At 50.7% G+C, this 24,627-nt stretch carries 26 protein-coding genes; 20 read left to right on the top strand and 6 right to left on the bottom strand.

What is annotated here, in order from left to right; all coding sequences use genetic code 11:
* Window positions 1-3 precede the first annotated feature (3 nt).
* The 16 genes from PI91_RS16895 to PI91_RS16820 all read left to right on the top strand — a co-directional run bounded on the left by PI91_RS16895 (window position 4) and on the right by PI91_RS16820 (window position 14,718).
* Window positions 4-1,035 carry a major capsid protein gene (locus PI91_RS16895; RefSeq protein ID WP_039266646.1) on the top strand — a complete coding sequence of 344 codons (1,032 nt, stop codon included), beginning with the start codon at window positions 4-6 and terminating at the stop codon, window positions 1,033-1,035.
* Window positions 1,036-1,074: 39 nt separating this feature from the next.
* Window positions 1,075-1,362, top strand: coding sequence for a hypothetical protein (locus tag PI91_RS16890; RefSeq protein WP_039266645.1), 288 nt, complete (start codon window positions 1,075-1,077; stop codon window positions 1,360-1,362).
* A 76-nt stretch (window positions 1,363-1,438) separates the two neighbouring features.
* Window positions 1,439-1,822 (top strand): hypothetical protein, encoded by a 384-nt coding sequence (locus PI91_RS16885; protein ID WP_039266644.1) that lies wholly within the window; start codon window positions 1,439-1,441, stop codon window positions 1,820-1,822.
* A gap of 102 nt (window positions 1,823-1,924) precedes the next feature.
* Window positions 1,925-2,470, top strand: a complete 546-nt coding sequence (locus tag PI91_RS24875; RefSeq protein ID WP_071580367.1) for an HNH endonuclease signature motif containing protein — start codon at window positions 1,925-1,927, stop codon at window positions 2,468-2,470.
* A 56-nt stretch (window positions 2,471-2,526) separates the two neighbouring features.
* A complete protein-coding gene (locus PI91_RS16875; protein WP_039266643.1) occupies window positions 2,527-2,700 on the top strand; it encodes a hypothetical protein in 174 nt (57 codons plus the stop codon).
* Window positions 2,700-3,050, top strand: coding sequence for a hypothetical protein (locus PI91_RS16870; RefSeq protein ID WP_039266642.1), 351 nt, complete (start codon window positions 2,700-2,702; stop codon window positions 3,048-3,050). The genes PI91_RS16875 and PI91_RS16870 overlap by 1 nt, the downstream gene beginning before the upstream one ends.
* A gap of 2 nt (window positions 3,051-3,052) precedes the next feature.
* Complete coding sequence (locus PI91_RS16865) at window positions 3,053-3,517, top strand: hypothetical protein (RefSeq protein ID WP_039266641.1); 465 nt, start codon at window positions 3,053-3,055, stop codon at window positions 3,515-3,517.
* Window positions 3,514-3,897 (top strand): hypothetical protein, encoded by a 384-nt coding sequence (locus PI91_RS16860; RefSeq protein ID WP_039266640.1) that lies wholly within the window; start codon window positions 3,514-3,516, stop codon window positions 3,895-3,897. The genes PI91_RS16865 and PI91_RS16860 overlap by 4 nt, the downstream gene beginning before the upstream one ends.
* A 62-nt stretch (window positions 3,898-3,959) precedes the next feature.
* The gene (locus PI91_RS16855) at window positions 3,960-4,703 is read left to right on the top strand and encodes an Ig-like domain-containing protein (RefSeq protein WP_025913425.1); all 744 of its coding nucleotides are present in this window, start codon (window positions 3,960-3,962) and stop codon (window positions 4,701-4,703) included.
* A 57-nt stretch (window positions 4,704-4,760) separates the two neighbouring features.
* Window positions 4,761-5,432 (top strand): DUF6246 family protein, encoded by a 672-nt coding sequence (locus tag PI91_RS16850; protein ID WP_039266639.1) that lies wholly within the window; start codon window positions 4,761-4,763, stop codon window positions 5,430-5,432.
* A 12-nt stretch (window positions 5,433-5,444) separates the two neighbouring features.
* Entirely contained in the window at window positions 5,445-8,393 is a 2,949-nt protein-coding gene (locus PI91_RS16845) for a tail protein (tape measure) (RefSeq protein WP_039266638.1), read from the top strand.
* Window positions 8,393-8,875, top strand: a complete 483-nt coding sequence (locus tag PI91_RS16840) for a hypothetical protein (RefSeq protein WP_039266637.1) — start codon at window positions 8,393-8,395, stop codon at window positions 8,873-8,875. Before PI91_RS16845 ends, PI91_RS16840 begins: the two co-directional genes overlap by 1 nt.
* The gene (locus PI91_RS16835; RefSeq protein ID WP_039266636.1) at window positions 8,859-9,329 is read left to right on the top strand and encodes a hypothetical protein; all 471 of its coding nucleotides are present in this window, start codon (window positions 8,859-8,861) and stop codon (window positions 9,327-9,329) included. The genes PI91_RS16840 and PI91_RS16835 overlap by 17 nt, the downstream gene beginning before the upstream one ends.
* The gene (locus PI91_RS16830) at window positions 9,329-9,721 is read left to right on the top strand and encodes an NlpC/P60 family protein (protein ID WP_045908912.1); all 393 of its coding nucleotides are present in this window, start codon (window positions 9,329-9,331) and stop codon (window positions 9,719-9,721) included. The genes PI91_RS16835 and PI91_RS16830 overlap by 1 nt, the downstream gene beginning before the upstream one ends.
* The gene (locus PI91_RS16825; protein WP_039266635.1) at window positions 9,708-12,215 is read left to right on the top strand and encodes a host specificity factor TipJ family phage tail protein; all 2,508 of its coding nucleotides are present in this window, start codon (window positions 9,708-9,710) and stop codon (window positions 12,213-12,215) included. Before PI91_RS16830 ends, PI91_RS16825 begins: the two co-directional genes overlap by 14 nt.
* Before the next feature lie 64 nt (window positions 12,216-12,279).
* Window positions 12,280-14,718 (top strand): GDSL-type esterase/lipase family protein, encoded by a 2,439-nt coding sequence (locus PI91_RS16820; RefSeq protein ID WP_039266634.1) that lies wholly within the window; start codon window positions 12,280-12,282, stop codon window positions 14,716-14,718.
* A gap of 32 nt (window positions 14,719-14,750) precedes the next feature.
* On the opposite strand, the gene PI91_RS16815 is transcribed toward PI91_RS16820, so the two are convergent.
* Together PI91_RS16815 and PI91_RS16810 are read right to left on the bottom strand one after the other, a co-directional pair.
* Window positions 14,751-15,815 carry an acyltransferase gene (locus PI91_RS16815; RefSeq protein ID WP_052232737.1) on the bottom strand — a complete coding sequence of 355 codons (1,065 nt, stop codon included), beginning with the start codon at window positions 15,813-15,815 and terminating at the stop codon, window positions 14,751-14,753.
* Between the two features lie 377 nt (window positions 15,816-16,192).
* On the bottom strand, window positions 16,193-17,413 hold the full coding sequence (locus PI91_RS16810; protein WP_000343760.1) for an ISL3-like element ISKox3 family transposase: 1,221 nt from the start codon (window positions 17,411-17,413) through the stop codon (window positions 16,193-16,195).
* Between the two features lie 98 nt (window positions 17,414-17,511).
* Here PI91_RS16810 and PI91_RS16805 point away from each other — a divergent pair, with 98 nt between their 5' ends.
* The 3 genes from PI91_RS16805 (at window position 17,512) to yedD (ending at window position 19,401) form a co-directional block, all read left to right on the top strand.
* Window positions 17,512-17,901: a S24 family peptidase gene (locus tag PI91_RS16805; RefSeq protein WP_039266633.1), complete on the top strand. Its 390-nt coding sequence runs from the start codon at window positions 17,512-17,514 to the stop codon at window positions 17,899-17,901.
* Window positions 17,902-18,301: 400 nt separating this feature from the next.
* Entirely contained in the window at window positions 18,302-18,814 is a 513-nt protein-coding gene (locus PI91_RS24870; RefSeq protein WP_071580366.1) for a DUF4823 domain-containing protein, read from the top strand.
* 173 nt (window positions 18,815-18,987) lie between these two features.
* Entirely contained in the window at window positions 18,988-19,401 is a 414-nt protein-coding gene (yedD, locus tag PI91_RS16795) for a lipoprotein YedD (protein WP_023293875.1), read from the top strand.
* Between the two features lie 93 nt (window positions 19,402-19,494).
* On the opposite strand, the gene amyA is transcribed toward yedD, so the two are convergent.
* The 4 genes from amyA to fliD form a co-directional block, all read right to left on the bottom strand.
* On the bottom strand, window positions 19,495-20,982 hold the full coding sequence (gene amyA / locus PI91_RS16790; protein ID WP_039266938.1) for an alpha-amylase: 1,488 nt from the start codon (window positions 20,980-20,982) through the stop codon (window positions 19,495-19,497).
* 63 nt (window positions 20,983-21,045) lie between these two features.
* Window positions 21,046-21,408 carry a flagella biosynthesis regulatory protein FliT gene (fliT, locus tag PI91_RS16785; RefSeq protein WP_023325566.1) on the bottom strand — a complete coding sequence of 121 codons (363 nt, stop codon included), beginning with the start codon at window positions 21,406-21,408 and terminating at the stop codon, window positions 21,046-21,048.
* A gap of 5 nt (window positions 21,409-21,413) precedes the next feature.
* The gene (fliS, locus tag PI91_RS16780) at window positions 21,414-21,818 is read right to left on the bottom strand and encodes a flagellar export chaperone FliS (protein ID WP_023325565.1); all 405 of its coding nucleotides are present in this window, start codon (window positions 21,816-21,818) and stop codon (window positions 21,414-21,416) included.
* A 13-nt stretch (window positions 21,819-21,831) separates the two neighbouring features.
* Window positions 21,832-23,250: a flagellar filament capping protein FliD gene (gene fliD, locus PI91_RS16775; protein ID WP_023325564.1), complete on the bottom strand. Its 1,419-nt coding sequence runs from the start codon at window positions 23,248-23,250 to the stop codon at window positions 21,832-21,834.
* 352 nt (window positions 23,251-23,602) lie between these two features.
* Between fliD and PI91_RS16770 the strand changes: the two genes are divergently transcribed.
* Window positions 23,603-24,439 carry a flagellin gene (locus PI91_RS16770; RefSeq protein WP_023618406.1) on the top strand — a complete coding sequence of 279 codons (837 nt, stop codon included), beginning with the start codon at window positions 23,603-23,605 and terminating at the stop codon, window positions 24,437-24,439.
* Window positions 24,440-24,627 lie beyond the last annotated feature (188 nt).

Below are 24,627 nucleotides of genomic sequence, written 5' to 3'. Positions count from 1 at the left end.
AGAATGTTAAAGTTTACTCCACAACAGCAGGGACTGATCATCAACGCGCGCCGTCGCTGGGACATGATGCAGCGCAATATGGCTGCACAGCATGGCTTTGCAGTCAACGAAGCTGGCGGTCAGTTCATTGCGTTTGATGATCTCGTCGGTAACGCCTCTGTGCTGCCGAAAGATGTCTGGGGCGAATGGGACCGCTCTGCGATTACCGTTCAGCGCGACGTGCTGTCAGTGTTTAACGACCTGGCCGCCAGCGTTTCCCGCCCGATGGCACTCGGTAAGATCGTTCACTACTTCATGACTCTGTCAGATTCCGGTGATGTAAACATCAGCCTGGATGGCCGCGGCAAGGCGAAGGGCGATCAGCCTGTCATGGATTACGAAGGCACGCCGCTGCCTATCATCGACAGTGAGCTGACTTTCGGCTGGCGCCAGATGCTGGCAGCGCAGACTGAAGGCTACTCTCTGGACAGCGACGCCATCTCCAACCATCAGCGTAAAGTGGCTGAGAAGCTGGAAGACATGGTGCTTAACGGCGATCCAAACATCAACGTCGGGGGCGCGACCATTTACGGCCTGCGCACTGCGCCAAACCGCGCAACCGGCACGCATGGTCTTGACCTGAACGGCGCAACCGGCGCTCAGTGGGTCGGGGCCATCTCCGCGCTGATTGGGCTGCTGCAGTCCAAGAATTTCTACGGCCCGGTAACCATCTACGTGAACTACAAAGACTGGTTCTACGCGTCTGTGAACGACTACGCGGCAAACTATCCGAAGACCATCCTGTCCCGCATCATGGAAATCCCCGGTGTTGCGGCGCTGGTTCCGGCTTCGAAGGTACCGCAAAACGAACTGCTGGGTGTAGTTAAGCGTCCTGACGTTGTGCAGATCCTCAACGGCATGCCGATGACCATGCGCCCGAAAGCTCGCCAGAATCCGGAAGACGATTATGTCTTCTCCGTGCTGGCTGCTGCGGCGCCGCAGTTCAAACACGACGCGAATGGCCAGGCCGGTTACGCCCAGCTGACCAAAGCATAATTCATGGGGCTCAGGCCCCATCTTTTTTACGGAGGCCGTATGGCTGGTAAAGAACAAAAATGGTTGCTCACCCACGACAGCCACGAACTGAAAAAGGGTGAAGTCTACAAAGGCGAGACTCTCCCGCTGTGGCTGGCAGGTAAAGCTATCCCGGTAAGCGACCAGGTCCTGGAAGTGGCGACACCTGCCGACGTGCAAAAGCTGCAGGCTGACCTCGACGAGGCCAATGGCAAAGTTGAGTCGCTGACCGCTGACAACGCAAAGCTGCAGGCTGACCTCGACGAGGCTCAGAAACAAATCGACGAGCTGAAGAAAAAGGCGAAATAACCATGGCTGACCCAATCACAGCGGCAGACGTGCAGGCGTTCCTCGGTGAATTGGGTTACTCAGGCGAGGATAAAATATGGCTGTATTGCAGATAACGGCGGCGCAGGTAAAACAGCAGTTGTCTGCGCTCGGCTATACCACCGTCCCTGACTTCATGATCGACGCCTACCTGTGCAAGATGGCGAAGATCGAACCCTGTCTGATTGCGGCCGGTTACGACGATTGCGATCTGGTGCTGATTCAGGTCTACGCTGTCACGCTGATGGCCCTGACGGCCTATACGCAGCGGATTAAGTCGCAGGGCGCTCCGTCCGGTGCCTCTCGCTCGTTTGACTACAGCGACAGCGTACTCAACATGCGTGACGCTCTGCTGGAGCTGGATACGTCTGGCTGCACGTCAGATTTACCAATCGATGTCGGGCAGAAAGTTGGGTTGTTCCTCGTTGTTGGTGGGTGCTGAAAGCGGTAAAATGAGTAAGCGGCTAGACCGGCCAGTCGAAAAGGAGGAACACAGACCTCCCTGCCGCACCACATCATCTGTGAAGCCTACTGTGAGGTTTACATGAATTCATCAAAACAAATTGATGTCAATTTTCTCCGTGAATGCTTCTCCTATGACGCCGACACGGGGAATATATATTGGAAGTCCCGCCCAAGCAGTCATTTCAAAAATGAGTCATCCCGTCAAAACTGGAATAATCGGCACGCGGGTAAAAAGGCTGGTGCTGTTGATGCGAAAGGGTATCGAGTTATTAAGCTTCTAGGAACGCCACATAAGGCCCATAGAATAATTTGGGCATTATCGCGCGGCCAGTACCCTGAAGGTTTCATCGATCACATCAACGGAATCACTGATGACAATCGGCTTGGCAACCTCCGCGTAGTAGATTTTGTCACCAATGCGCAAAACTCGAAAACCGCAAAAAACAACACAAGCGGCTCTCAAGGTGTTTGGCTGGACAAAGAAACTGGTAAGTGGAGAGCTTCCATTGTCCACTTAGGTCAAAGAGTCAGCCTTGGGTCGCATTTGACGCGCGAAGATGCCAATGAGGCGAGGAAGAGGGCTGAGCGAGATTATTGTTACCATCCAAATCACGGCAGAATGTAAGCCGTCGCATTAGCAATCAGGCCACCTCAGGGTGGCTTTTTTATTGGGCGCAATTCATGAACTGGAAATCCGTCAAGCATGGCCTACCGCGTTCATTCACCCGCGTCTGGGTGATGACCGACACCGGGCGGGAGACTACCGGCTACGTTAAATCGGACGGCGAGTGGTTCATTAACTGCCCGCGCATCCGGGCGACTGGCGCGAAAGTGCTGCGCTGGAAGGAGGGCTGATGTCATCGGTAGCGAACTGGTCATACACAGCCACGGCGACCATCTGGCGCAAGCTGGAAGGTAATGACGAATACGGTGACCCGCTGGGCTATGCCGAACCTGAGCAAATCCTCTGTGATTACGAGGGCGGGCTCAGTAAGAAGTTAGCCAGCCTGGGCGCTGAAATCGTCGTCAAGAACACCGTTTGGACAGAGTTCGCGCTGGCGGCCGCTGGTGATTATCTGCTGATTGGCGTTTCGACCGAGGCTGACCCGGTTGTGGCGGGCGCTGACGAGGTGCGGCAGGTTATCCGTTATGCCGATACGTTCGAGCGCCTGACGGATGATTACGCCATCCTGACCGGAGTGTAGCCATGGGTATCAAAGTGAAGGGCATCAGCCAGGCGAAGAAGCATCTGAACGATGTCATCAACGACGTTAAGGGACGAAAGGTAATCCGCGCGCTGCAGTCGGCGATGATTCTCATCGGTGCGCGGGCGGCCTATTACACCCCGATCGACACCTCCACGCTGATTAATAGCCAATTTCGGGAGATCGACGCTGGCGGAGTATTCATTACCGGGCGCATCGGCTACTCAGCGAACTATGCCGCGTATGTTCATGAGGCGTCAGGTAAGCTGAAAGGCCAGCCGCGCGCACACTTCGGCGTGACCAGCAACCGATCTGAGTTCGGTCCGCAGAAACCGAAAGAGTTCGGCGGCGGCACCGGAAAGGGCAACTACTGGGATCCGCATGGTGAACCGCAATTCCTGACCAAAGGCGCGAATGACGAGCGCGATAACGTTGACGCGGTGATGCGCAAGGAGCTTTCGCTATGACACCCATGATGTACGAGCGGGTGCGCAACATGTTCGGCGACGCCGGGCTAACTAACGGATTCACGGTGCAGCAGCTGATGTACGACGACCCGGGAGACTTGTCGAAGGCGATCATGGTGTTCAGGCCTAACGGCGGGTCGAATATTCGGACTGACCTCGGCTCTGAGTATCACGTCCTGGTTGATGTCGTAGGCGCGAAGGACAAGCGCAAAGACGCTCTTAGCGCCGTGCAGCGCATCGTCGATTATGTCCAGGCTAACCCCATGGCTGACGAGTGTGTCGGCTACATCCAGAACATGGGCGCAATTCCAGCGCCAGTGCTCACAGAAGAAGGGCGAATAGTCTTCCGACTCCAATTCGCCTGCACTTACGGCGAATAGCCATCCCAACCAAATAACCCGCTCCGGCGGGTTTTCTTTTATACGTCAAAGAGGAGTTTCACATGGCTAATTGCCAGAACTCGAACGAGCGCCTGTTCGGCGGTGCGGTCGTGCTGGAAGTCGCCGATGGCTGCCCGGATGTCAAACCACTTGAGTCTGAGTGGAAGTCTCTGGCTGCAGGAACGTCTAAAGGCTTCGACTTCAACCCTAACACGGTTACCTCTGATGCGGATGACGGCGGCGGTTATGTCGAAACCATCATCACCAACAGTGATCTCACCTTCAGCTTTGAAGGTGAAGTGCGCAAAAAAGATAAGCTGGATCAGTACGGTGTCGGCAAGTTCATCAAGTATTTCTCAGGTGAGCTGAAGGCCAAGCGTCAGACAGGTATCTGGGTGCGAATGGAATATGGCCCCGTCGAATTTATCGGCTACATGAACATCACTGCACTGAGCTCTGACGGTGGTACCAACGATATCGTCACGTTCTCTACTGAGTTCAAAGTCGGTGATGCCAGCACCATCGAGGTGAACGAGATCAGCGATGTAGCAGTGACTGGCGTGACGGTAACCCCGACAACCAGCACTGGCGCTGCGGGCGGAACCAGCACCTTCACGGTGAACATCGCTCCAACCGGCGCTACCAACAAAGACTTCACTGTAGCGACTACCGACGCGACCAAAGCAACTGCCACCGCCTCCGGCAACACCGTTACCGTGACGCGTGTTGCCACCGGCAGCGCGCAGATCATCATCAACACCGAAGACGGCAACTTTGTGGCCGTGCATACGGTTACCGTTACCTAACGGACATTCCAAAGGGCGGCGTGCTGCCCTTGATAATGACCGTTTACTGGAAGGCTTATGACCGCTTTAACCGATATTGGCGAACTCTCGATCAGCGACAGCCGCGAAGGTGGTAAAGATTACCTGCTGCGGCCTTCATTCGAGGCTATGACGAGGATCGGCACTCCGGAAGAGATTGTGCAGGCGTACGCCACCATACACGGCAATGATGTCGCTCAGCTGATTGAGGTGTGCGCAGGCGCGCTGGGACGATTTCCTGAATGGCTGGCCCCATCATTCAACCGCGCCGCTGAGAAGCTGTTATCAACGTGCATGCTGGTGCTGCAGGCGTGCTGCGATGACGATCTGACGCCAATGATTGGCGAGTGGAAGGGTTGGCGACACTGCGTTGTATATCGACCCGGCCAGATGCCGAAGAACGACATCATCGTGCTGGCGCAGCATCTCATGCAGCACGGTGTCGTCGGCAAAGCTAAGGTCCGCCAACTGCAGCGCCACGAGACAGGCGAACGCACCACAGAGTTTAAAGCCTTCGACTATATCAGCGCGGCACGTAGTCACTTCGGCATGAACCGCGACGAAGCCTCTCAGTTAACGATGACCGAATTCCAGATGCTGCTGGCGGCGAAATACCCTGACCAGAAAGGCTTCACTCGCGAAGAGTACGACAGTATCGCCGACGAATACCTTGCTAAACAGGCCGCACGCAGGGCAAAAGCAAAGCAATAACCGGAGAATGACATGGCAGGTGAGAAGAACGCCGGTAGCATCGTTTATGAAATCAGCGCCGACGTTGAGCCGCTGCTGCAGGGCGGGAAACAGGCCATTGATGCTCTGGATAAACTGGATGCTGCAGCCCAGCAGTCCGGCAAGGGAATGGATAACCTCGACCAGAGTACGTCTCAAACTGGATCCGCGTTTACTGAACTGGCCGGTTATGCCAACTCCATGGACAACCAGCTGCGCAAGCTGAACACCAACGTGAGCGGCATAGCCCGCGCTATGGAAGAGGCCCGCAGCGGTACCGGCGGTGCGAGCAACGAATTCAGCCGTGCAGAATCAATCATCGAGGCGCTGGGTAACCAGTTGGCGGTGCTGGACGAAGCGCAAGAAAATGGCGCGCGTAGTGCCGCAGTTCTGGCTGCGCAGTTGCGTGCCGGGTCGAAAGCGACAGACGAAGAAAAGCAGAAGATCGGCGAGCTTACTGGTCGCCTGTATGACATGAAGACTGGCGTTGAAAATGGCGCAAAAGGCACTGGCAGCTGGAAGTCCAGTATGCAGCAGGCAGGGTACCAGGTTCAGGACTTCATTATCCAGGTGCAGGGTGGACAATCCGCTCTGGTGGCTTTCGCGCAGCAGGGGTCACAGCTTGCTGGTGCGTTCGGCCCTGGTGGTGCGATTGTCGGTTCAATCATTGCGCTGAGCTCGGTTCTTGCTGGTGTTCTTATCACCTCGCTTAATGGCGGTAAAAACGCCATGGAAGCTCTGAAAGATGCAGCTGAAGCGATGGATAAGGTCATTACCGTCTCTCAGAATGGTGTGGCCGCCCTGTCAGATAAGTACGCCAACCTGGCAAGAACCAACGCAGAGGCAGCAACCATCCTGAGAAATCAGGCAATGATTGAGTACAACGCTGCTATAGCGAAGATCCCTAAATCAATTAACGATGCCTCCAGCTCCATTGTTGGCTTTACCGACAAGCTGAGAACCTCTTTCGTTGGTGGCATTGCGTCGATTGATGAATTCAACAAAAACCTTTCGACAGTCGGTGTAACAGCTGACACCTACTCTGCAGCAATGGAGCAGGCAAGGAACGCCGGGGCGAAATTCACCGTTAACGCTAACGCGATCCAGAACACTGTTACCACACTTGCGGATAAATTTGGTATATCGGAGCAGCGAGCATTCGAGTTAAGCAAGCAGCTTTCTGATGTAGCCAATAATCCATCACCTCAGGCACTTCAAAAGCTCGTTCTTGAACTTCAGAACACAGAAAGTTCGACAAAGTCGGGAACGGAAGCTGTTATTGCATTTTTGAGACCGCTGACGGAGTTGGTTGCTGTTGCTGGACAGGCCGCAATCAGCACGGCCAGCATGAGAAAGGAGATCGATAACCTTACCGCTGGCCAGAAGAACCTGATCAAGCAATCCGAGCGAAACCTTGCCCTTTCGAAACTGCAAGGTGAGGCCCGCGCGAGGCTGCAGGCGCAATACGCTGCCGAAGATGCCGGGTTTGCGAAAGATGATCCGCACACCAAGCAGATGGAAGATGACGCTGCTGCTACGTATAAAAATACGCAGGCGCAGAAGACACTTAAAACAGAGCAGAGTAAGGGCGCTTCACAGGCGGAGAGAAACGCAAAGGTTCTGGAGGAATATCGGCAAAAGGCAAACCTCTCAGCTGACTCGACTGCGGATCTCTCTCGGGAACAGGCCATTCTTGCCGCTCGACAGAAGCTTACCAATCCGACACCTCAACAGATCGCTCAGGTAGAGCGTGATGCGGCGGCTGCGTGGGATAAGGCTGCAGCTCTAAAAGCACAGAATGCAGTGCCCACTCTCAAGGAGAGTGCCAATTACGCAGCGCAGAAGAAAGCTCTTGAGAGTTTGAAGGGTCAGAAGGATGCTAACGGTCAGCTAATCCTATCTCAAGAGCAATACAACCAGGCATCTGAAAAGCTTGAGCAAGACCATCAGGTCGCGCTTGCCAAAATCAGAGCTCAACAGGTTGTAACCCCGCAGCAGTCAGCTCAAGGTGAGGTAGATCCGGTTCAGAGGCTTGCTAACCAGCACGCTCAGGAGTTGGCGTTAATCCAGCAGTTTGAAACGCAAAAGGGCCAGATTACTCAGCGTGGTCTCGAACTGATGAATGCTGCCAATACTGAATATGAGCAGGCGCGAATCGCTGCCCAGTGGGAGATTTTCCGAAACCAGAGCATGGGTAATGAGTTGCTGGCCGCCAGCTTTGACTCTCTCGCAGGGAATGCATCCAACGCCTTAACCGGCATCATCACCGGGAGCATGTCGGCGCAGGAGGCTATGCAATCTCTCGCCAGCAACGCCCTGAATAGCCTGATTAACGGCTTCGTTCAGATGGGCGTTGAGTGGGTGAAATCTGCCGTCATGGGTGCTGCTGCACAAACCTCTGCGATTGCAACCACTACTGCGGCGCAAACGGCCAGCCTTGCCACTACTACCGCCGCCAGCACAGCTTCAGCCGCCACAACTACTGCTGCATGGACGCCAGCAGCGCTTGTAGCCTCTATCGGCTCATTCGGCGGTGCTGTGGCGATAGGTCTTGGGGCCCTGGTGGCCGCCATGGCTGTTGGAAAGGGACTGTCTGGGAAGCGCAAGAATGGCGGACCGGTATCTGCAGGATCAATGTACCAGGTCGGAGAGGGCGGTATGCCGGAGATTTACCGGGCGAGTACCGGTAAGCAGTACATGATTCCAGGGGATAATGGACGGGTCATCAGCAATAAGGATATGTCTTCAGCTGGACCTGGAAGCGGTGGCGTCGTGGTTAACGTGAATAACTACACCGGCGCTGACGTTCAGGCCAGGACAAGGAATGATAATGGAAATCAGGTGGTCGATCTTTTCATTCAGGACGTAGAGACTGGCGGGCCCATGTCATCAACGCTGGAATCAACATACGGACTTTCACGCCAGGCAAACGGAGACTACTAATGGCAGATGTAAAATACCCGCCATTCCTGCCGCTTCCTCAGCGTGCAAACATGAACATGACACAGGATACCAGCTTCAGGCAAAGCAATCCTGCAGTTGGTCCTGCGGTATTCACCCCGTTAACCACTGACCTGAAAACAACCTGGAATCTTAACTGGATTTTCACCCTTGCTGAAGCCGAGCGTTTCAAGTCATGGCTCCGGTCGCCAACATATTGTAATCGTGGGCAGGTATGGTTCGACATCCCTGTTGATTTGGGCGATACCCAGGGCGTGCAGGTACAGGAGGTTCACTTCATCACAATGCCGGTGCAGACCAGCAAGAATGGAAACACTGTCACTTGGACGGCGGACATCATCTGTAATTTCATGAATGATATTACTGAAGACTACGACGACTGGATTGTTGGAGCCCAGCCAGGCGCGGGTTACTGGTATGACTTAATCGTTACGGAGATCCTTCCAGATGCCAACACTCCGTGAATGGAAAGAGCGCAGGCCGGCGTCAGACCTTAAGCAAACTGTTGTCTTTTCACATTCTGCATTCGGTACTGACAGGCTGGTAAATAACCTGTTCGAACCCGCCACATTTAACGGTCAGGTATACCAGCCAACCCGGTTCGATTTCTCCGAACCTGCACAGGATGGAACAACCACGCTCAATGCAACGATTACTTTCGCTTCGCTATCTCAGGACATAAAGCAACGATTAAAATTGTGGCGCGGCCCAGCCCGCATGGAGCCGATCCTTTTCCGCTACGACATCTGGGAAAACATAGGCGACACAGCACCCCTTAAGACGTATTCAATGTATGTACGTGATGTGGCAGCCGCCGCTGAAAACGTCTCTGTCACGGTGGGAATGACAAACCCCCTTACCGTGGCCACAAGCATTATCTATACCGTCGAACTGTATCCCGGTCTGAGTAATATCTGATGAATAAACTTGAATTTATCCGGAAGGTTAATTCACTTCCGTGGGCTGAGCGTGCGTGTAGTTTTGATGCTGTGGACTGCTGGGGATTAGTCGTTCTTTACTTTCGCCATGTATCAGGAATCGAAATACATCAGACGCCGGATTACGAGGCTGGTGAAGATTTCATCACATGCTACGAAGGCGATCGAATTTTCTGGAGAGCTGGTTCTCGTGAGGAGGGGAACATTGCTGTGTTCTATCGAGGAGAGTTGCCAGATCATGTCGGTATCGTGATCGGGAGTAATCGCTGTCTACATTCCCGCGGGAAAGGTGAGGGCGTTCGGATTGACCCTCTTCCTGTACTTGAAAGAGCATTCACGAAAACGGAGTTCCTGCAGTATGGCGACATTTGAAATCCAGCGTCTACCAGGCGCTCAAAAACAACGCGGGCTAATTGAGCCTGGTCAGCGTATGGTTGACTGGCTGAATGGTCAGAAGCTGCATAATTCGGTAATCGTGAAGCTCAACGGCAAAGAGTTAGGTGACGATTTTGATATTAGTTACCGATTCAAGGCAGATGATCACCTTTCAGTGTTTGACCAGCCTCAGAACATGGGTGGCATTAAAGACCTGATTAAGCTTTCTGCACCATGGGAAGCACTCAATCCTATTAAGCTGACCAAGAAGGCCATGGCAGCGCTGCAGAAGACACTTGTAGGAGACATTAAGAAAACCCCATCAGTCGCAACTGGCGAGTCTCCAAACAACGATTTAACCGGACAGACAAACGTTGCCAGGCTGTATAAGGGGCGCCCTAATATTTACGGGCAAGTGCGCTCTTACCCAGACCTTATCCAGGAATCACTTTTCGAGTACATCGATAACAAGAAATTCGTTACTGAATTCATGGAAGTTGGCTATGGACGCTATGACATCTCATCTGTCAGATACTCTGAGTCATCTTTCACTGCAATGGCTGGCGCCAGTTATCAGATTTACCAACCTGGACAGTTGATCGGCACGATTAACGAAGGATATGCGTTTGATGATGTCGACGGGCAAGAACTTCCCGGTCTGAATGAAGATACCGGCGCTATCAAACAGCAGGCCACGACAAACAGCATCGTCCAGGGCACGTATGCCGGTGGGCAGATTTCAGTAAAAATCGTCAAAAACTCCGCATTCGATTATTTCTTCGATGCAGTAAAGCCTCTGTCAGTAACATTCGTAATCAACGTCACCTACGCCACTGCATCAGGTTCAGTTACGAAAAATATTACCGTTACTGGCCAACTCATTAGTGCCACCCTGACCAATGATGGCGCGGTGATAAACCCTGTTCAGTGGTATACGTTTGTCTTTAGCGATCTGGGTGGCAATGACATCATCGAGACGCCAGCAAACGCCACTATTAACACGACATACTTCCAGATTACAGAATATGAAGGGACTATCGTCGGCCCGTTCTTCTCTGCTGTTGAATCAACTTACCTCTGGTTCCATCTGTCCGGGAACATCGGGGGAGGGAAAAATAACCCGGTTATCATAACCTGGTGGAAAGTCGACGACGACAACAACATCGTACCGGGTACACAGGAGACAATGCGGGTAATTATCAGTAATACCAGCAGCAGTCAGGATTATGTCTACTACACGTTTAAAGTCACGCCAGCGGCAGGCAAGGCTCGTTATGCATTCACGTTGAAGCGTGACAATAACTCAAACTCCAGTTCAGCACTGTATGTCCTGGCTGCTCACGCAATTAACGTCAGGACGAATGTTGTCTATCCCGATGACACGCTGGTTAAGCTGACCGTGCAGGAAACTGAGTTCGCTTCAGGAAGCAAAGACAGGAAATACAACCTTCTTGCCCAGCGCCAGGTCATCTCATACAACCGAACTACTGGTGCAGTTGACTCCACGCTGCGGTCATCGCGTTCGTTTGCCGATGCTGTTCTGCATGAGTGGGTTGTTGTCGCTAAACAGGACGTGAATCGCCTGGACCTTCCAACGCTATATGCCATCGCTGACAGCATTTCAGATCCGCAGCTAAGTTTCTTCGATTACACCTTCTCAGACTCGAAACAGTCTCTCGGTGAGCGTATTCAGGTCATCTGTAACGCTGCTCGCGTAGACATCAACTGGATCGGCGACATGCTGACGTTCTGGCGTGACGAGAAGGTGGACGTGCCGGCCGCTGTTTTTGGACGCAGCAACATGTTCTGGGATGGGTTCAAAATTGGCTATTCCATGAGCCTGCCAAACGGATATGACGGCATCACTCTGGATTATGTCGATCCACGCACGAATAAGAAGGCATATATCTACCTGCAGGTTAGTAGCTCCGGAATTAGCGAGGTAACTACTCAGACCGAAAATTCCATGACTGTAAGCTTGTCTGGCTGTCGTAATATTATTCAAGCGCGCAATCGAGCATGGCTGGAAGCCAACAGGCTGGTTCAGTCACGCATGAGCATGACGGTAAAAGTTTTCGAAACGACACAGGTTGTACGTGGCGCGGTGGTGCAGTGCCCAGATATGTACGACAACGACCAACAGACAGGATATCTTACCGGACGCTCCGGAGATGTTTTTTCCACCTCTGAACGGCTGGAGTTTTCCGGCGATATGTGGGTCGTTATGACTGACAGTCTCGGCAACTTCCATGGGCGTTACCGTGCTTATGCAGTCAATGGCAATCAAAAAGCATTCACAGCTGCTGCTGAAGCATTCGACCTGAATATCTACGATGGGAGGACTGTACAAACACCATCGCGGTATTTCATGTCCAGCAGTGAAGAACTCAATTCCACACTCTGGCGCGTGGAGTCATCGAAACCAAACGGGGATGATACGCAAACGCTTTCTCTCGTTGAATATACCGACTACATCTACATGAACGACTAACCAGCATATTAACAACCGGCTTCGGGTATATCCCGAGGCGTCTTCACGTCTAAAAGAGAGAAAAATGGCCGATTCATACGCAAACATCCCGGTTCCAACGCCGACGCAAAACCCTGTACCAAGCTCTGATATTCGTGATCATGTATTCGGTGGCGCGAAAATTGACGAGTTTGTCACCTCTATGGGTTGGACTTATACCGACAGATTCGGTGTACAGCATTACACCATAGAGGGACTTCGCTGGCTTGCGCAGCAAGCGATAGCGGGATTCGGTTATATCACGATCGACAGCTTCGAAGATGGCAACACGCTTACTCTTCCTAACCAAGTTCTGCGCCTGGAGGCTACTGGTGAATATTACCGATGGGATGGCCTGCTTCCAAAGAATGTACCGGCATCATCCACTCCAGAATCAACGGGCGGTATTGGTCCTGGTGCCTGGCTGAGCGTTGGGTATGCTGCACTGAAGCAACAATTAGCCAGCGCTGCAGATGGAATGGGTGACAACTTAGTAACAGTTAAGCAACCATTCACAGGCTCAAAAGCGACAACGGTTCACCAAAAAATGCGAGAAATCATTGCGATCAATGATGGCTCGTCTTCCGGTGCTGAGCCTGATGGCGTCACTGATTGCTCATCTGCATTGTTAGGGCTTGTAGCCACTGTAAACCCTGTTGTGCGTCTGCCCTTCATCCCAGGTACGGCAAATGTTTACTACTTTTCAACCTTTGATCCTGATGCATTGCAGGGCGTGACATTCGATGTGGACAGAGGCGTGAAGTTATCCGTGCCAAACGACTGGTTGGCAGGAAAGGCTTCAGCATTAAACATAAAGTTTTCAAGAGCAACACAGTTCATCTTCCGCAGCCTTAAAACTGAATATACGGTTTCTCCGGGAAACAATGAGCCCTACGTATCAAAGACTACGTTCTTAGAAGAACCAAGCTTTGACGTTTCATCTGTTACCAATATCAACGTACTGACAGACACCACCCCAGTTAAGGTAGCTTGGCCCACCGGTGACGTATGGACATCTGACTCTTATATTGCGAGCGCTGCGGACTATGGACAGCTTGCGGTTGGCTCTGGAGATGATGGTTTTCATATTGGTGCTATCAGTATTTCCCCGGGCGACGAAATCAGCACCACGATGTATATAACAAACACACCGCAATTATGTGCAATTGTGAGACATACCGGAGGTTACTCTGGCGTGTACGCATCTTCTGCACAGTCTGGAGCCACAATATTTGCATTCGAAAAAAGGCAGGGATTGACAGGAACCTCATCTGCTGTGCCTTTCCCAATGCTGACAGACCACGCATCCTATAGCCCGGTAAATTGTGAGTGGAAAATTCGCATCAATAGCTTCTCTAGCTTTGATGTCATGCTTAATGGCTTCGTTGTTACAACTATAACAACCAATGGATATATCATTGACGCTGGTTTTGGAGGTTATTTCAATTCCTGGACATCAAACCCAGCTGTCAGATTCATTAACCCTGTAAAAATAAAAAATAATAGCTATAGCAGAAACTCGTTTATGGCCATAAAAGTCTTTGGTGACTCAATATCCGCCAACCGAGTTGATTGTTGGCCTCACTACCTTAAAAGAGAGCTTGAATTTGCGGAAGGGGTGAGAGCATGGAGCATTATAAACAAAGCTGTACCTGGCGACACATCTGCCGGCCAGTTGTCGATCATGCAAACTGATGGGGTTGCAGACGCCAATATTGTTGTCATTGCTGTTGGCACCAACGACGCTCAAGGGATGATTGATATAGACCAATATAAGTCAAACCTTGCTGCAATGGTCAACATCTGCCAATCCGCTGGCAAGCCAGTCATACTTGTTAAGTTTGGATTGTGGTATCCGCAGGCTCTAGCAGGCGCAGGTGTAGGGCAAAACACAGGGAACTATCAGTTCGCAGCAAGGTATCGATCTGTCGTTTCGCGTGTGGCAGCAGAGAAAGGCGTGAAGCTTGTAGAGCTCACAGATTGCGAGGGGCCATTAACCGCTTACTATGTAAATCCATCGCTTGCGGTAAATATGGTTGGTAAAGGCGACGGCGTAGTCCATGACAACATTCATCCGACAAGCATGGCAACCATGCTGATCGCGAGGAAAATCGCCCGCGCAATCATGGGTTTTTTTGTAGTAAACAGAGGAAAGAATTCAAGCGGAATGTCGCCAATTGTCAGCGTAAACAACTGGCTAATTAATACTACTGACCGACCTGTCCGCATGGATGTTTCAAAGTCTGGCTCTGTAAGCCTGTCGGGGATTATATTCAAGTCAACCGGCAGCGTTGCTGCAGGAACCCAGATAGCGCAGATACCAAAAAACATGGCGCCGCCGTTTGAGATGCAGTTCCCTGTTTACTCTGATACGACTGGAGTGAGCTTACAGGTACTCCCCACAGGAGAAATAAAGGTATATGGCGCAACAACATCAACAAACTTCGTTGGCGTGTCTGGTTTGACTTGGGTTATCAAGCAATGATATGAAAAAGGCCGCTACAGCGGCCTTTTCTATTACGCAACCTTTTCATCAACAGGCAGCTGTATAGTTTTAGGTTTTAAAATTCCATTGATGAATTTAATTGAAGGCTTTTCAATTAAAACATAGCTCGTGTAACCAACAGCTATTCCGCATAATGCCCAAATCGCAAGACTTAATGCGTGAGGTAGTTGCTGTAAAAGCCCTGAGTGCTCGAACCATGCTAGCATAGTCTGGAACGTAAGTTGATGCCATAGATATAAGGAGAAGGAAATATTACCAAGGAAAAGAAGTGGTTTGCCAAAGTTAAATCTTTTTTCCCTCTCAGAAACTACTGCACCATAAATCATCATGGCTGAAGGCAAGGTAAGGGTAAGCGTTCTGTTCCATGGATCCCAGTTTGCAAGATTTATGTTTACACAGCACATAACAGCAAAAAGAATTCCACCGGCAATAAGAATTTCTTTACCAAATCTTGTTTCAAATTTTGTGCAGATAAAAGCAACGACGCAACCAGAGCAGAACTGCAAAATTTGTGGGCTAAGCGGGACATATCCAGCCAAATTTTTATTATAAGTATTTGAAACAGCTATCAATACAATCTCAATAAAGATCCAGATAAACAAACAATGCCAAAACTTTTTCCCTGACAATACCAATATGGCGAGAACTACATAGAAAAACATCTCATATACCAGCGTCCACGCCACCATCACTTTATAATTATATGTATATGTGAGCGTAAGCAGAGAGAGTTCTGATGCTTTTGGCAGCCAGTCAGGCGCTAGCCATACATACGGAAGGAGTAAAGATGCAAAGGCAAATACTATCCAGTAAGCTGGGTAGATTCTAAATATCCTCTTAAGCATAAAAGTTAAAGATGAGCTTTTAGTGTTAGCTGAACCTGCGGATTTTGCAGCAGCAAGCGTGACAACGAAACCTGATATGACAAAGAATATGTCTACGCCACCGGGACCAAAAACATAAACTCCTTTCTCAAGCCAACCCGGAGCCATTCCTGGTTTTGTGCTTAAAAGATGAACTATAAAAACAATAAGAGATGCTATGCCTCGCATTGCTTGGATGTTATTAAAGAACATTAATGATCCTTCCGTGAAATTTTGCTAACAATCATATTAATTGTTTTTTTTGTATCAGGCATATATTCATACTCAGCCTGAAGCCAGATACCTAGATATACAATATCTAAAATAACTCCTGTCATAGAAAATCCAGGCTGCCTAAATGCCGACACAAAAACCACGACGGCTCCTATTCTCAATAACGTAAGTACAAAAAGTTTATTAAACATTCGTCTAAACCAAGCATAACGTAAAAAATATAAGATTATTCTCATCTTAGCATGAACGCGACAGCCTGCATAAGCTTAATGGTACTTTTGCCATTAAAACTTGATGCATTTCAAGAATTGATATACTGTATATGCATGGGTCTTCCCCGATCATGGTGGGAAGGCTCAGAACGCCATATTCAGCTTTCCGTAGTGGAACATCACCCCCAGTTTAAAGCGCTCCCGGTTTCGGTATCCCCTGGCTTTTATCCTCAGCAGCCTGATCTTGCTGTTAAGTGCCTCCGCATTTCCGTTTGAGACACTGTGTCGCATCGCATTCAGGATCCCGTACAGCCTTTTTCCTATCGTTTTCGCGGCATTTTTCATCATGGGAACGTCACTGTTAGCCGCCAGCGCCAACCATCTCTGCCAGTCACTCCGTCTTTCCTCGCTCCATGGCCTGTTCCAGATATCCTTTGCCAGCTCTTTCAGCGCCCAGCACTGGCTCGTCAGCTTCATCTGTGCACGCAGCCACATCAGCTTTTCCTGCCGGGATTCGGTCATCCACTTATCGCTGTACTGCCACAGGAAGCGGGTTCCTTTTGCCTGGTGTCGGCTTTCAACAGGGAGGTGCGGATGTTCATTCTGACGGGTTTTATCAACTACCTCGCCCAGTTGCTTCGCCACATGGAAGCGGTCAAAGGCGATTTTCTCAACCGCACTGGGTAAGTGGATACGCGCTGCTCTTATATAGCCCGCGTTCATGTCCATTGAGAGCGTTTTGATAGCCAGCAACTGCCCATCAGTGAGCGTGCGAAGATAGCCGGCAAGACTCTCTGTGCCGCGATCATCCGTTAAGGCCAGCGCCCGACCATCGCGATCGGAGATCACCGTTATGTAACGATGTCCTTTTTTAAAGGCGACCTCATCCACATTCATATGACGGGCGGATAATGGCTTTTTTATCCGGGCAAGACCTCGCTTAACTGCCCGGGTCATAATGCCGTCAACCGCATTCCAACTGAGCTTAAGTTGCTTCCTGACAGCATCAACGGTGCTGATTTTCAGCCATGAGAGAACGAACGATTCGAATAGCAACGTATACCGACTTCCGGGGCCAGCCCACGGAACAGGCAACGTCAGGCAGCCATGCTCCGGACACATAATTCGTGGAACATCGGCTTCAACAATAGTGGTGAACTGGCAGGTATCAAGATGGCGCCATTTACGATGACGGTGATCGTGAACAGAACAGGATTTACCGCAGGTCGGACAGGCTAGCCGGGTGTTTTCAGCGATCTCAATAGTGACAGTAACAGAACCGGCATTTTCATCGAGAGAAAGGGACTTTACCTGCCACGGATCGGACAGGTTGAGAATATGAGCGTAGAGGGACTTTTCGTCCATGGCGGTGACCTCTGGCGATTAAATACACCATTATCATGCCTTCAGCCACCACAACAAGGGAAGACCCATATGCATACAGTGTTTATGTGAGGTGCATCATGGGATTCCCGAGTCCTGCAGCGGACTATGTTGAAGAACGCATATCACTTGACAAGCGTCTTATCGCTCATCCATCGGCCACATACATGATGATAGCTGGTGCAACATACCTGAGAGCTGGGATCATGAAGGGCGCTATGCTTATCGTCGACTCGTCGCTGACGCCGAAGGATGGTTCTCTGCTTGTCTGTGCTGTTGATGGTGAGTTCAGGATCATGCGCTACAGAACGCTGCCGCATCCTTGTCTGGAAAACCCTGAAAATGGAAGGAGGGAGCCATTACCCTCGAAGGATGAGGTATCGGATACTTCACGGCCGGTGTTTGGTGTGATCACCTACAGCATCAACGATGCTCGCTCTGGCGAGTTCGACGACTGCCCGGTGATGTGATGGGGCATATATGGGGCATGAAACAGCACTCGCTCTAAGTCGAACTTAGACGACTGATGTTTTCGACTGGCCTAACCATCTGTTATGTAGTGCGCTCTTGGACGGTCTTTGTCGATTTTAAAAATTATGGGTTCATATGATGGGGATGCAGGTCTAGGTTTTCTAACCTGATGCTATTAATAGTTGATTAACAACCTTACCCCCGATGCGGGGCATGAGCGGGACAAATCCGCTTACGTTTTGGTTCTGGAAAGGTGCTTTACCTGTTCATTTTCCGCCTTCCAGAACCGAACTCTCTGATTCATATCACGCGAAATGTTGCGTCTTCATGATGCAGACATAGGTTTTAACAGGACTGCCCTGATAAAATGTAACTTCTTTATTTTACAGGGATAGAAAAGTGAACAGAGTATTTCTGGTTTTTTCTGCAATTTTCCTGGCAGGTTGTTCTGCCAAATACAGCACAAATAATATTCAGGAGCGTACAGAGGACCTGATAAAAGATGTCCCGGTTGTGATATCCCAGCCAACTGATGGCGTTTATGAGACACACACCTATTCAGGTTCTGGCAAAGCAACGGCAGATGCAGCAAAAGCAGCATTTTTACGGCATTCCGATAATGTTATTGTTTTTGCTGACTGCGATGATGTTGCATGTCTTAAAACTAACCATTCAATCAATCGCGGGTATTATGTGGTACCGCAGATACTGCATTGGGAAGATCGCGCAACTGAGTGGTCTGGAATACCTGACAAGATTGAAGTAAAAATCACAGTTTATAATGCTGAATCCAATAATCGGGTTGCATCAACCATTATCAATGGCAAAAGCAAGTGGGCTACCTTCGGTGGCGATCACCCGCAGGATCTGTTGCCGGAGCCGATAAACACCTTCGTCTCAAGCCTCTATTAATTATCTATCAGACCTCTTGCAAAAATCCCGTACAACCGCGTTTTTGTCTGCACGTTGTAGAACGGGGCATTAGAAGAATGCTTGATAGTTATAGTTTCAGACCTGTCGATCTTCGCTGGCAGCCGCAGCGCTTTAATGCCACAATATTTTTTTCTTCGAATGCAGGAAAGATGATGAAAAAAATAGCAATTGCTGGCGCGCTGCTGGCACTGACCGGGTGCGTTCAAGTCGATAATTATAAAGAGGTGATCAAGCATCCTGTCCCGGCGCATCTGGCGGGATACTGGCAGTCAAAGGGGCCGCAGAGCAAAATGGTCAGCCCTGAAGCGATTGCCACGCTGGTGGTGACGGAAGAGGGCGATACGCTGGACTGCCGTCAGTGGCAGCGCGTGATTGCCGTGCCGGGTAAAATCATGCTGCGTTCAGACAGTTATTACAACGTGACGCGCAAGCTGGATATCTATCCGCTGGAGCGCGATGGCTCGACGCTTGAGTACGACGGGCTGGAGCTGCAGAAGGTCGATCGCCCAACGGTTGAGTGTGCCGATTACCTGAGCAAGCATCCGCTGGAGAGTAAACTACCTTAGCCGTTTGTTGCCGGGTGGCGCTGACGCTTACCCGGCCTACAAAAGTGCCTTCCCGTAGGCCGGGTAAGGCGAAGCCGCCACCCGGCATGGTTTCTACAGCGCATCCTCAATTACCCACACGCTCACGCTTCCGCCTTTGCAGGTAAAAGTCCCTTCGCCATCCGCCGCCGTGGTGACCGTTTCTTCGCGATTGCCGAGAAAATCCCGCCACGTTTTGTTGCCGTAGTTTTCCCCCAGGCAAATTACCTTCTCGCCGTCGTCCCCGTTTGACATCACCACCACGCAGCCAGGATCGTCTTCCGTGCCGCTGCGGCTGAAGGCGATGCAGTTAGGATGGTCAAAAAAGAGCGTCTGCACGCCGTGGGCAAAACGCTGGCGCGCGAGGATCAGCTCGTGGAGCTGCTCAATCACAGGCATATCAATATGGTACGTTTCACCGTCTCCACCCGTATCGTCATAGCTGGCGCCAAAGAGGTCCGGATAAAAGACGCTCGGCACGCCATTTTCCCGCAGCAGGATCAGCGCATACGCCAGCGGTTTAAACCAGGCTTCGACCGGGGCTTCCAGCGCCTGCAAAGGCTGGGTGTCATGGTTTGCGACGAGGGTGACCGCATGAAACGGATCGGCTTCCACCAGCGTGCCGGTAAAGATTTGGCTCATGTCGTAATCCCGGCCCTGACGTGACGCCTCGTGGAATTTCATCTGCAGGGGGGCATCAAACAGCATGGTTTTGCCTTCGACCTGGTCGATATAGGCCTGAAGTTTATCCACCTCATGGGACCAGTATTCCGCCACGATAAAAAGCGGCTGGTCGGCGACCTCCTGGACGTGCTCAATCCACTCTTTGTAAAACCAGGCGGGAATATGCTTGACGGCGTCCAGACGAAAACCGTCGCAGCGCGTCTGTTCCATGACCCAGCGGGCCCAGTATTTGATCTCCTCGGTGACGGCGTGATTGCGAAAGTCGATATTTTCGCCCATCAGATAATCGAAGTTACCCATCTCATCATCAACCTGATCGTTCCAGCCTTCGCCGGTGTAGTCGTTGACGATTTTAAAAATGCCGTCTTCATCGGGGTTTTCAATGTGGTCGACGCCGCTGAAGCATTTGTAGTCCCAGATAAACTGAGAATATTGCCCGGCGCGGGCAGGGAAGGTATAGCGGGTCCAGGCTTCACACTCGATGACCTCGTCATCGATTTGCGTGCGATCCTGCTCGTTCACGCGCTGAACGCGGACAAGCTCTTTCTCATCTGCCCCCATTTTGTGGTTCACCACCACGTCCAGCAGCACGGCAATGTCGTTGCGCTTGAGGGCGTCGATGGCTTCCAGCAGCTGCGCTTTGTCACCGTATTTCGTGGCGATACTGCCTTTCTGGTCAAACTCGCCCAGATCGAACAGGTCATAGGAGTCATAGCCGACAGAATACCCGCCTGACGCGCCTTTATAGGCGGGCGGGAGCCAGATCATGTTAATGCTGATTTCGTTAAGATTGGGGGCTAACGCCGTGACCTCTCGCCACAATTCACCGCCAGCAGGGTAGTACCAGTGAAAACATTGTAACAGGGTGGGGTTTTTCATCATCCTTGCTCCAGAAGCCATTGGCAGACTTCTGGAGTATGGTTGATGAATCGCTAATGTGTATTATTGATTCATCTCTCCGGGAAATAAAATGTTGCCAGAAAGCCTACCGTAGGTGACGTTTACGTTTTTTTGCTTGTTGGTTTGCGCAATAAGGCCGCTCAGCTCACTCATCCTTTCCTGTAGCAACTCTTTAAGAATGATTTCATTCTGAAGCACCTGATTCAGTATCACCATTGCCTGGTCCTGAACAGACTTACTGTTGGGCGGAAAAGGCGTCGTGCTGATCTCTTCTACCAGCGAAACGTATGCCACCTCCTGGTCAATTAGCTCATCCCATTTCCCGGATTGAGCAAGGCCTAGCATGGTATTGCTAAGCGCATTAAGGGCATGCCACTTTTTTAGGGATAAGCTGAAGTCGTTCATTACAGTTAATCCTGCTTGGGAGAATAACCCGGGCCGATTTGCTTCCAGGCGTCGGAAATATTGAGCAGCAGAGCCTCGACTTCGGTAATGGCCTCGATGTCATTGCGCAGGTTGGCATGTAACAAACGGCGTACCATATAGTCGTAAAGTGCAGAAAGATTGCGGGGGAGTTCTCCTCCCACATCCATATTTAAACCAGCCTTAAGGCCATTTTCGATAATATTAATGGCCTTAGACAGGGCCTCTCCTTTTGCCGGGATGTCCCCTTGCTCAAGGAAAAGGCGCGCCCTAATAAGCGCGCTATGGATACCGTCGAACAACATGACAACCAACTGGTGCGGGCTGGCACTCAAGACAGCAGATTCAAGACCTACCTGCTGATAGGCTTGTACACCAGATTTGCTATACATATCGGTTCCTTTCTTACTTACTGCTGAACTGTTGGGTCAAATAAGTGGCCGTACCATTGAATTTAGTGACCAGCTTATCCAAATCGTTAAATTGCTTTTTATAACGCGCCATCGTGGCTTCAATGGTCAACTCCATCGCGTCGTAACGTTTGCCGATGGATTTGAGCGTGGCGTTAATACCGTCCTTCGCATTCTGAATCACACCTTCTTTACCGATAGAGGTGCTCAGCATATCGGTCAAGGTGTTATTCATCTGTGTGGCGAAACCGGTTTTTTTTCCGTCACCCACAAAATAGGCCTGAACGCCAGCCGGATCGTCGGTGAGAATCTTGGTTAATTTTTTATCATCAATTTTTAGGTTGCCAATCGCGCCGTCTGCGCCTTTGACCGGGTCCTGGGTGATGCCAAGTTGAGCCATAATGGCATAGGAGCCACTCTGTACATTGGTCAATAAAGCACGAAGATCGGATTGTACTCCACGGATAGTACTGTCACCCATTAACACGCCGTTGTTCGAGGACTGGGCGGTTGCACCCACTGCTGGCGGCTCGTATTTGGTCAGCGCAGCAATGGTAGACTGCAGAGAGTTATAGGCATTGACCCATTCCGTAATGGCTTTTTTGTTATCGTCGGTTGAGCGGGCTATCGTCAGCGTTTCATCTGCTGTGCTCGGGGCTTTCAGGGTTAATGTTACGCCAGGCAGCGCGTCAGTGATGGTATTGCTCTGGCGAACTATTTGAATACCGTTCACGTTAATGACGGCATTTTGCGACTTAACCTGCACATTTAGCGCGGCGCTTCCGATAACCGCGTTTAGCGTATCGTCTCCCGCCACCGTCACCGTCATATCGGAATCGGTACCCGTGGTTTTTGAGGTCAGCATCAGACGGTAGTCGCCGTTATCGGCTTTCACCACGCTTGCTGATACGTTGCCGTTGGCCGCATTGATAGCTTTCGCTATTCCGTTCAGTGAAGTATCGCCATCGGCGAGCGTTACCGTCAGCGGTTTGCTGTCGGCTCCTGCCTGGGTGATGGTAATGGTTCGGCTATTGGAGCCCGTTGTCCCGCCTAACTGCTTTGTATTGCTGTCAATGGTGCCGGGAGCTGTCGTCAGAACCTGGCCTTTCGCGATCTTACTGACATTAATAGTAACGTCGCCAACGTTAGCGCTGGAGGTACTGATAGCGGAGAATGCTGTGTTGGTGCTTGAAACGGACGTAGAGTTCCAGGTATCCGTCTTTGCCAGCTTTGCTGCTGCGGTTTGCAGGGTAGTCAGGGCGCTTTGTAATTTTCCGTAACCGGTGATTTGCGCGTCGTAAGTGGTCTTTTGTTTGGCAATCGCTGTTAATTTAGTCTCTTCTGCTGCCTGCAGCTTATCGTACAGATCCGACAGGCCGGGCACGCCCACCCCGAGATTACTGATAGTCGCCATGTAATGTTCCTTTTCAATGGATGTTTCAGTCGTTTATCGGCCCATCTTGCAAAAAGTTTACGGCGAGTTTTAAAAAATAATCGCGTAATAAGCGTTCATTTTCTCGCTTTTAACGTCTGACATGACGTTATTGAGGAGGGTAAAAAAGAAGTAATTGGCCTTATAATTTTACAACTCTTGGGTATTCTTTGTGCCATTTCGCTAAATAAATATATATAAAACAAAGTGTTAATTTTTTTCTTCGATATTTTCTAAAGTCTGCTGCAAGGGCGTCGATAACCTTGTTGACGGTGAGAGACGCCGTGAGTGTTAGGCACCGACCCTAGAAACCATTTTTGAAGGAATTAAAATTATGGCAGTTATCAATACTAACCTGTTGTCCCTGACCACTCAGAACAACCTGAACAAATCTCAGTCTTCTCTGGGCACCGCTATCGAGCGTCTGTCTTCCGGTCTGCGTATCAACAGCTCTAAAGATGACGCTGCTGGTCAGGCAATTGCAAACCGTATGAACTCTCAGATCAAAGGGATGACTCAGGCTGCACGTAACGCTAACGACGGTATCTCTCTGGTTCAGACCGCTGAAGGTAACCTGAACGAGATCAACTCCAACTTACAGCGTATCCGTGAGCTGGCTGTTCAGGCTGCGAACGACACTAACGGTACTACTGACTACACCTCAATCAGCACTGAAATCACTCAGCGCCTGGGTGAAATCGATCGTATCGCTGGCGCTGCTAACTTCAACGGCAAAAAACTGCTGGACGGTAGCCAGACAGCTTCCCTGAACATCCAGGTTGGCGCAGGTACTGGCGCAACTGATAGCATCGCTATCACCACTGGCGCACTGATCAACGCAAAAGCAACCAGCCTCGACTCTGGACTGACCGGTACTATCACTGATAACAGCACTGCAAAAGCGTTCATCACTGCTGCAGACAACGCTATCTCCAAAATTGATACCGCGCGTTCAAACATGGGTGCGATTCAGAACCGTTTCGAATCTACCATCAACAACCTGAACAACTCTATCACTAACCTGTCTGCTGCTCAGTCCCGTATCCAGGACGCTGACTACGCAACTGAAGTTTCTAACATGTCTCGCGCGCAGATCCTGCAGCAGGCTGGTACTTCTGTGCTGTCTCAGGCAAACCAGGTTCCGCAGGCTATGCTGTCCCTGCTGCGTTAATAGACGCCAAATATTTAAAAAAGGTTGCTGGAAACAGCAGCCTTTTTTTTCACTTTTTATCCTGAAATAAACCCACCTTTAATCTTCAAAATAAGGCTGCATTTAGCAGCGTTTTCCTGCCATCACCCGCCGTAACGCAGTGCTATTCTGCCTAAAATGTCCTTTTCCGGTCGTCTGACGACGGTTTA

The organism is Enterobacter sp. FB (assembly GCF_000805795.1).
GTDB lineage: Bacteria > Pseudomonadota > Gammaproteobacteria > Enterobacterales > Enterobacteriaceae > Enterobacter > Enterobacter roggenkampii.
The sequence above is the reverse complement of the archived record's forward strand: the minus strand, read 5'-3'. Positions and strand labels throughout refer to the sequence as shown.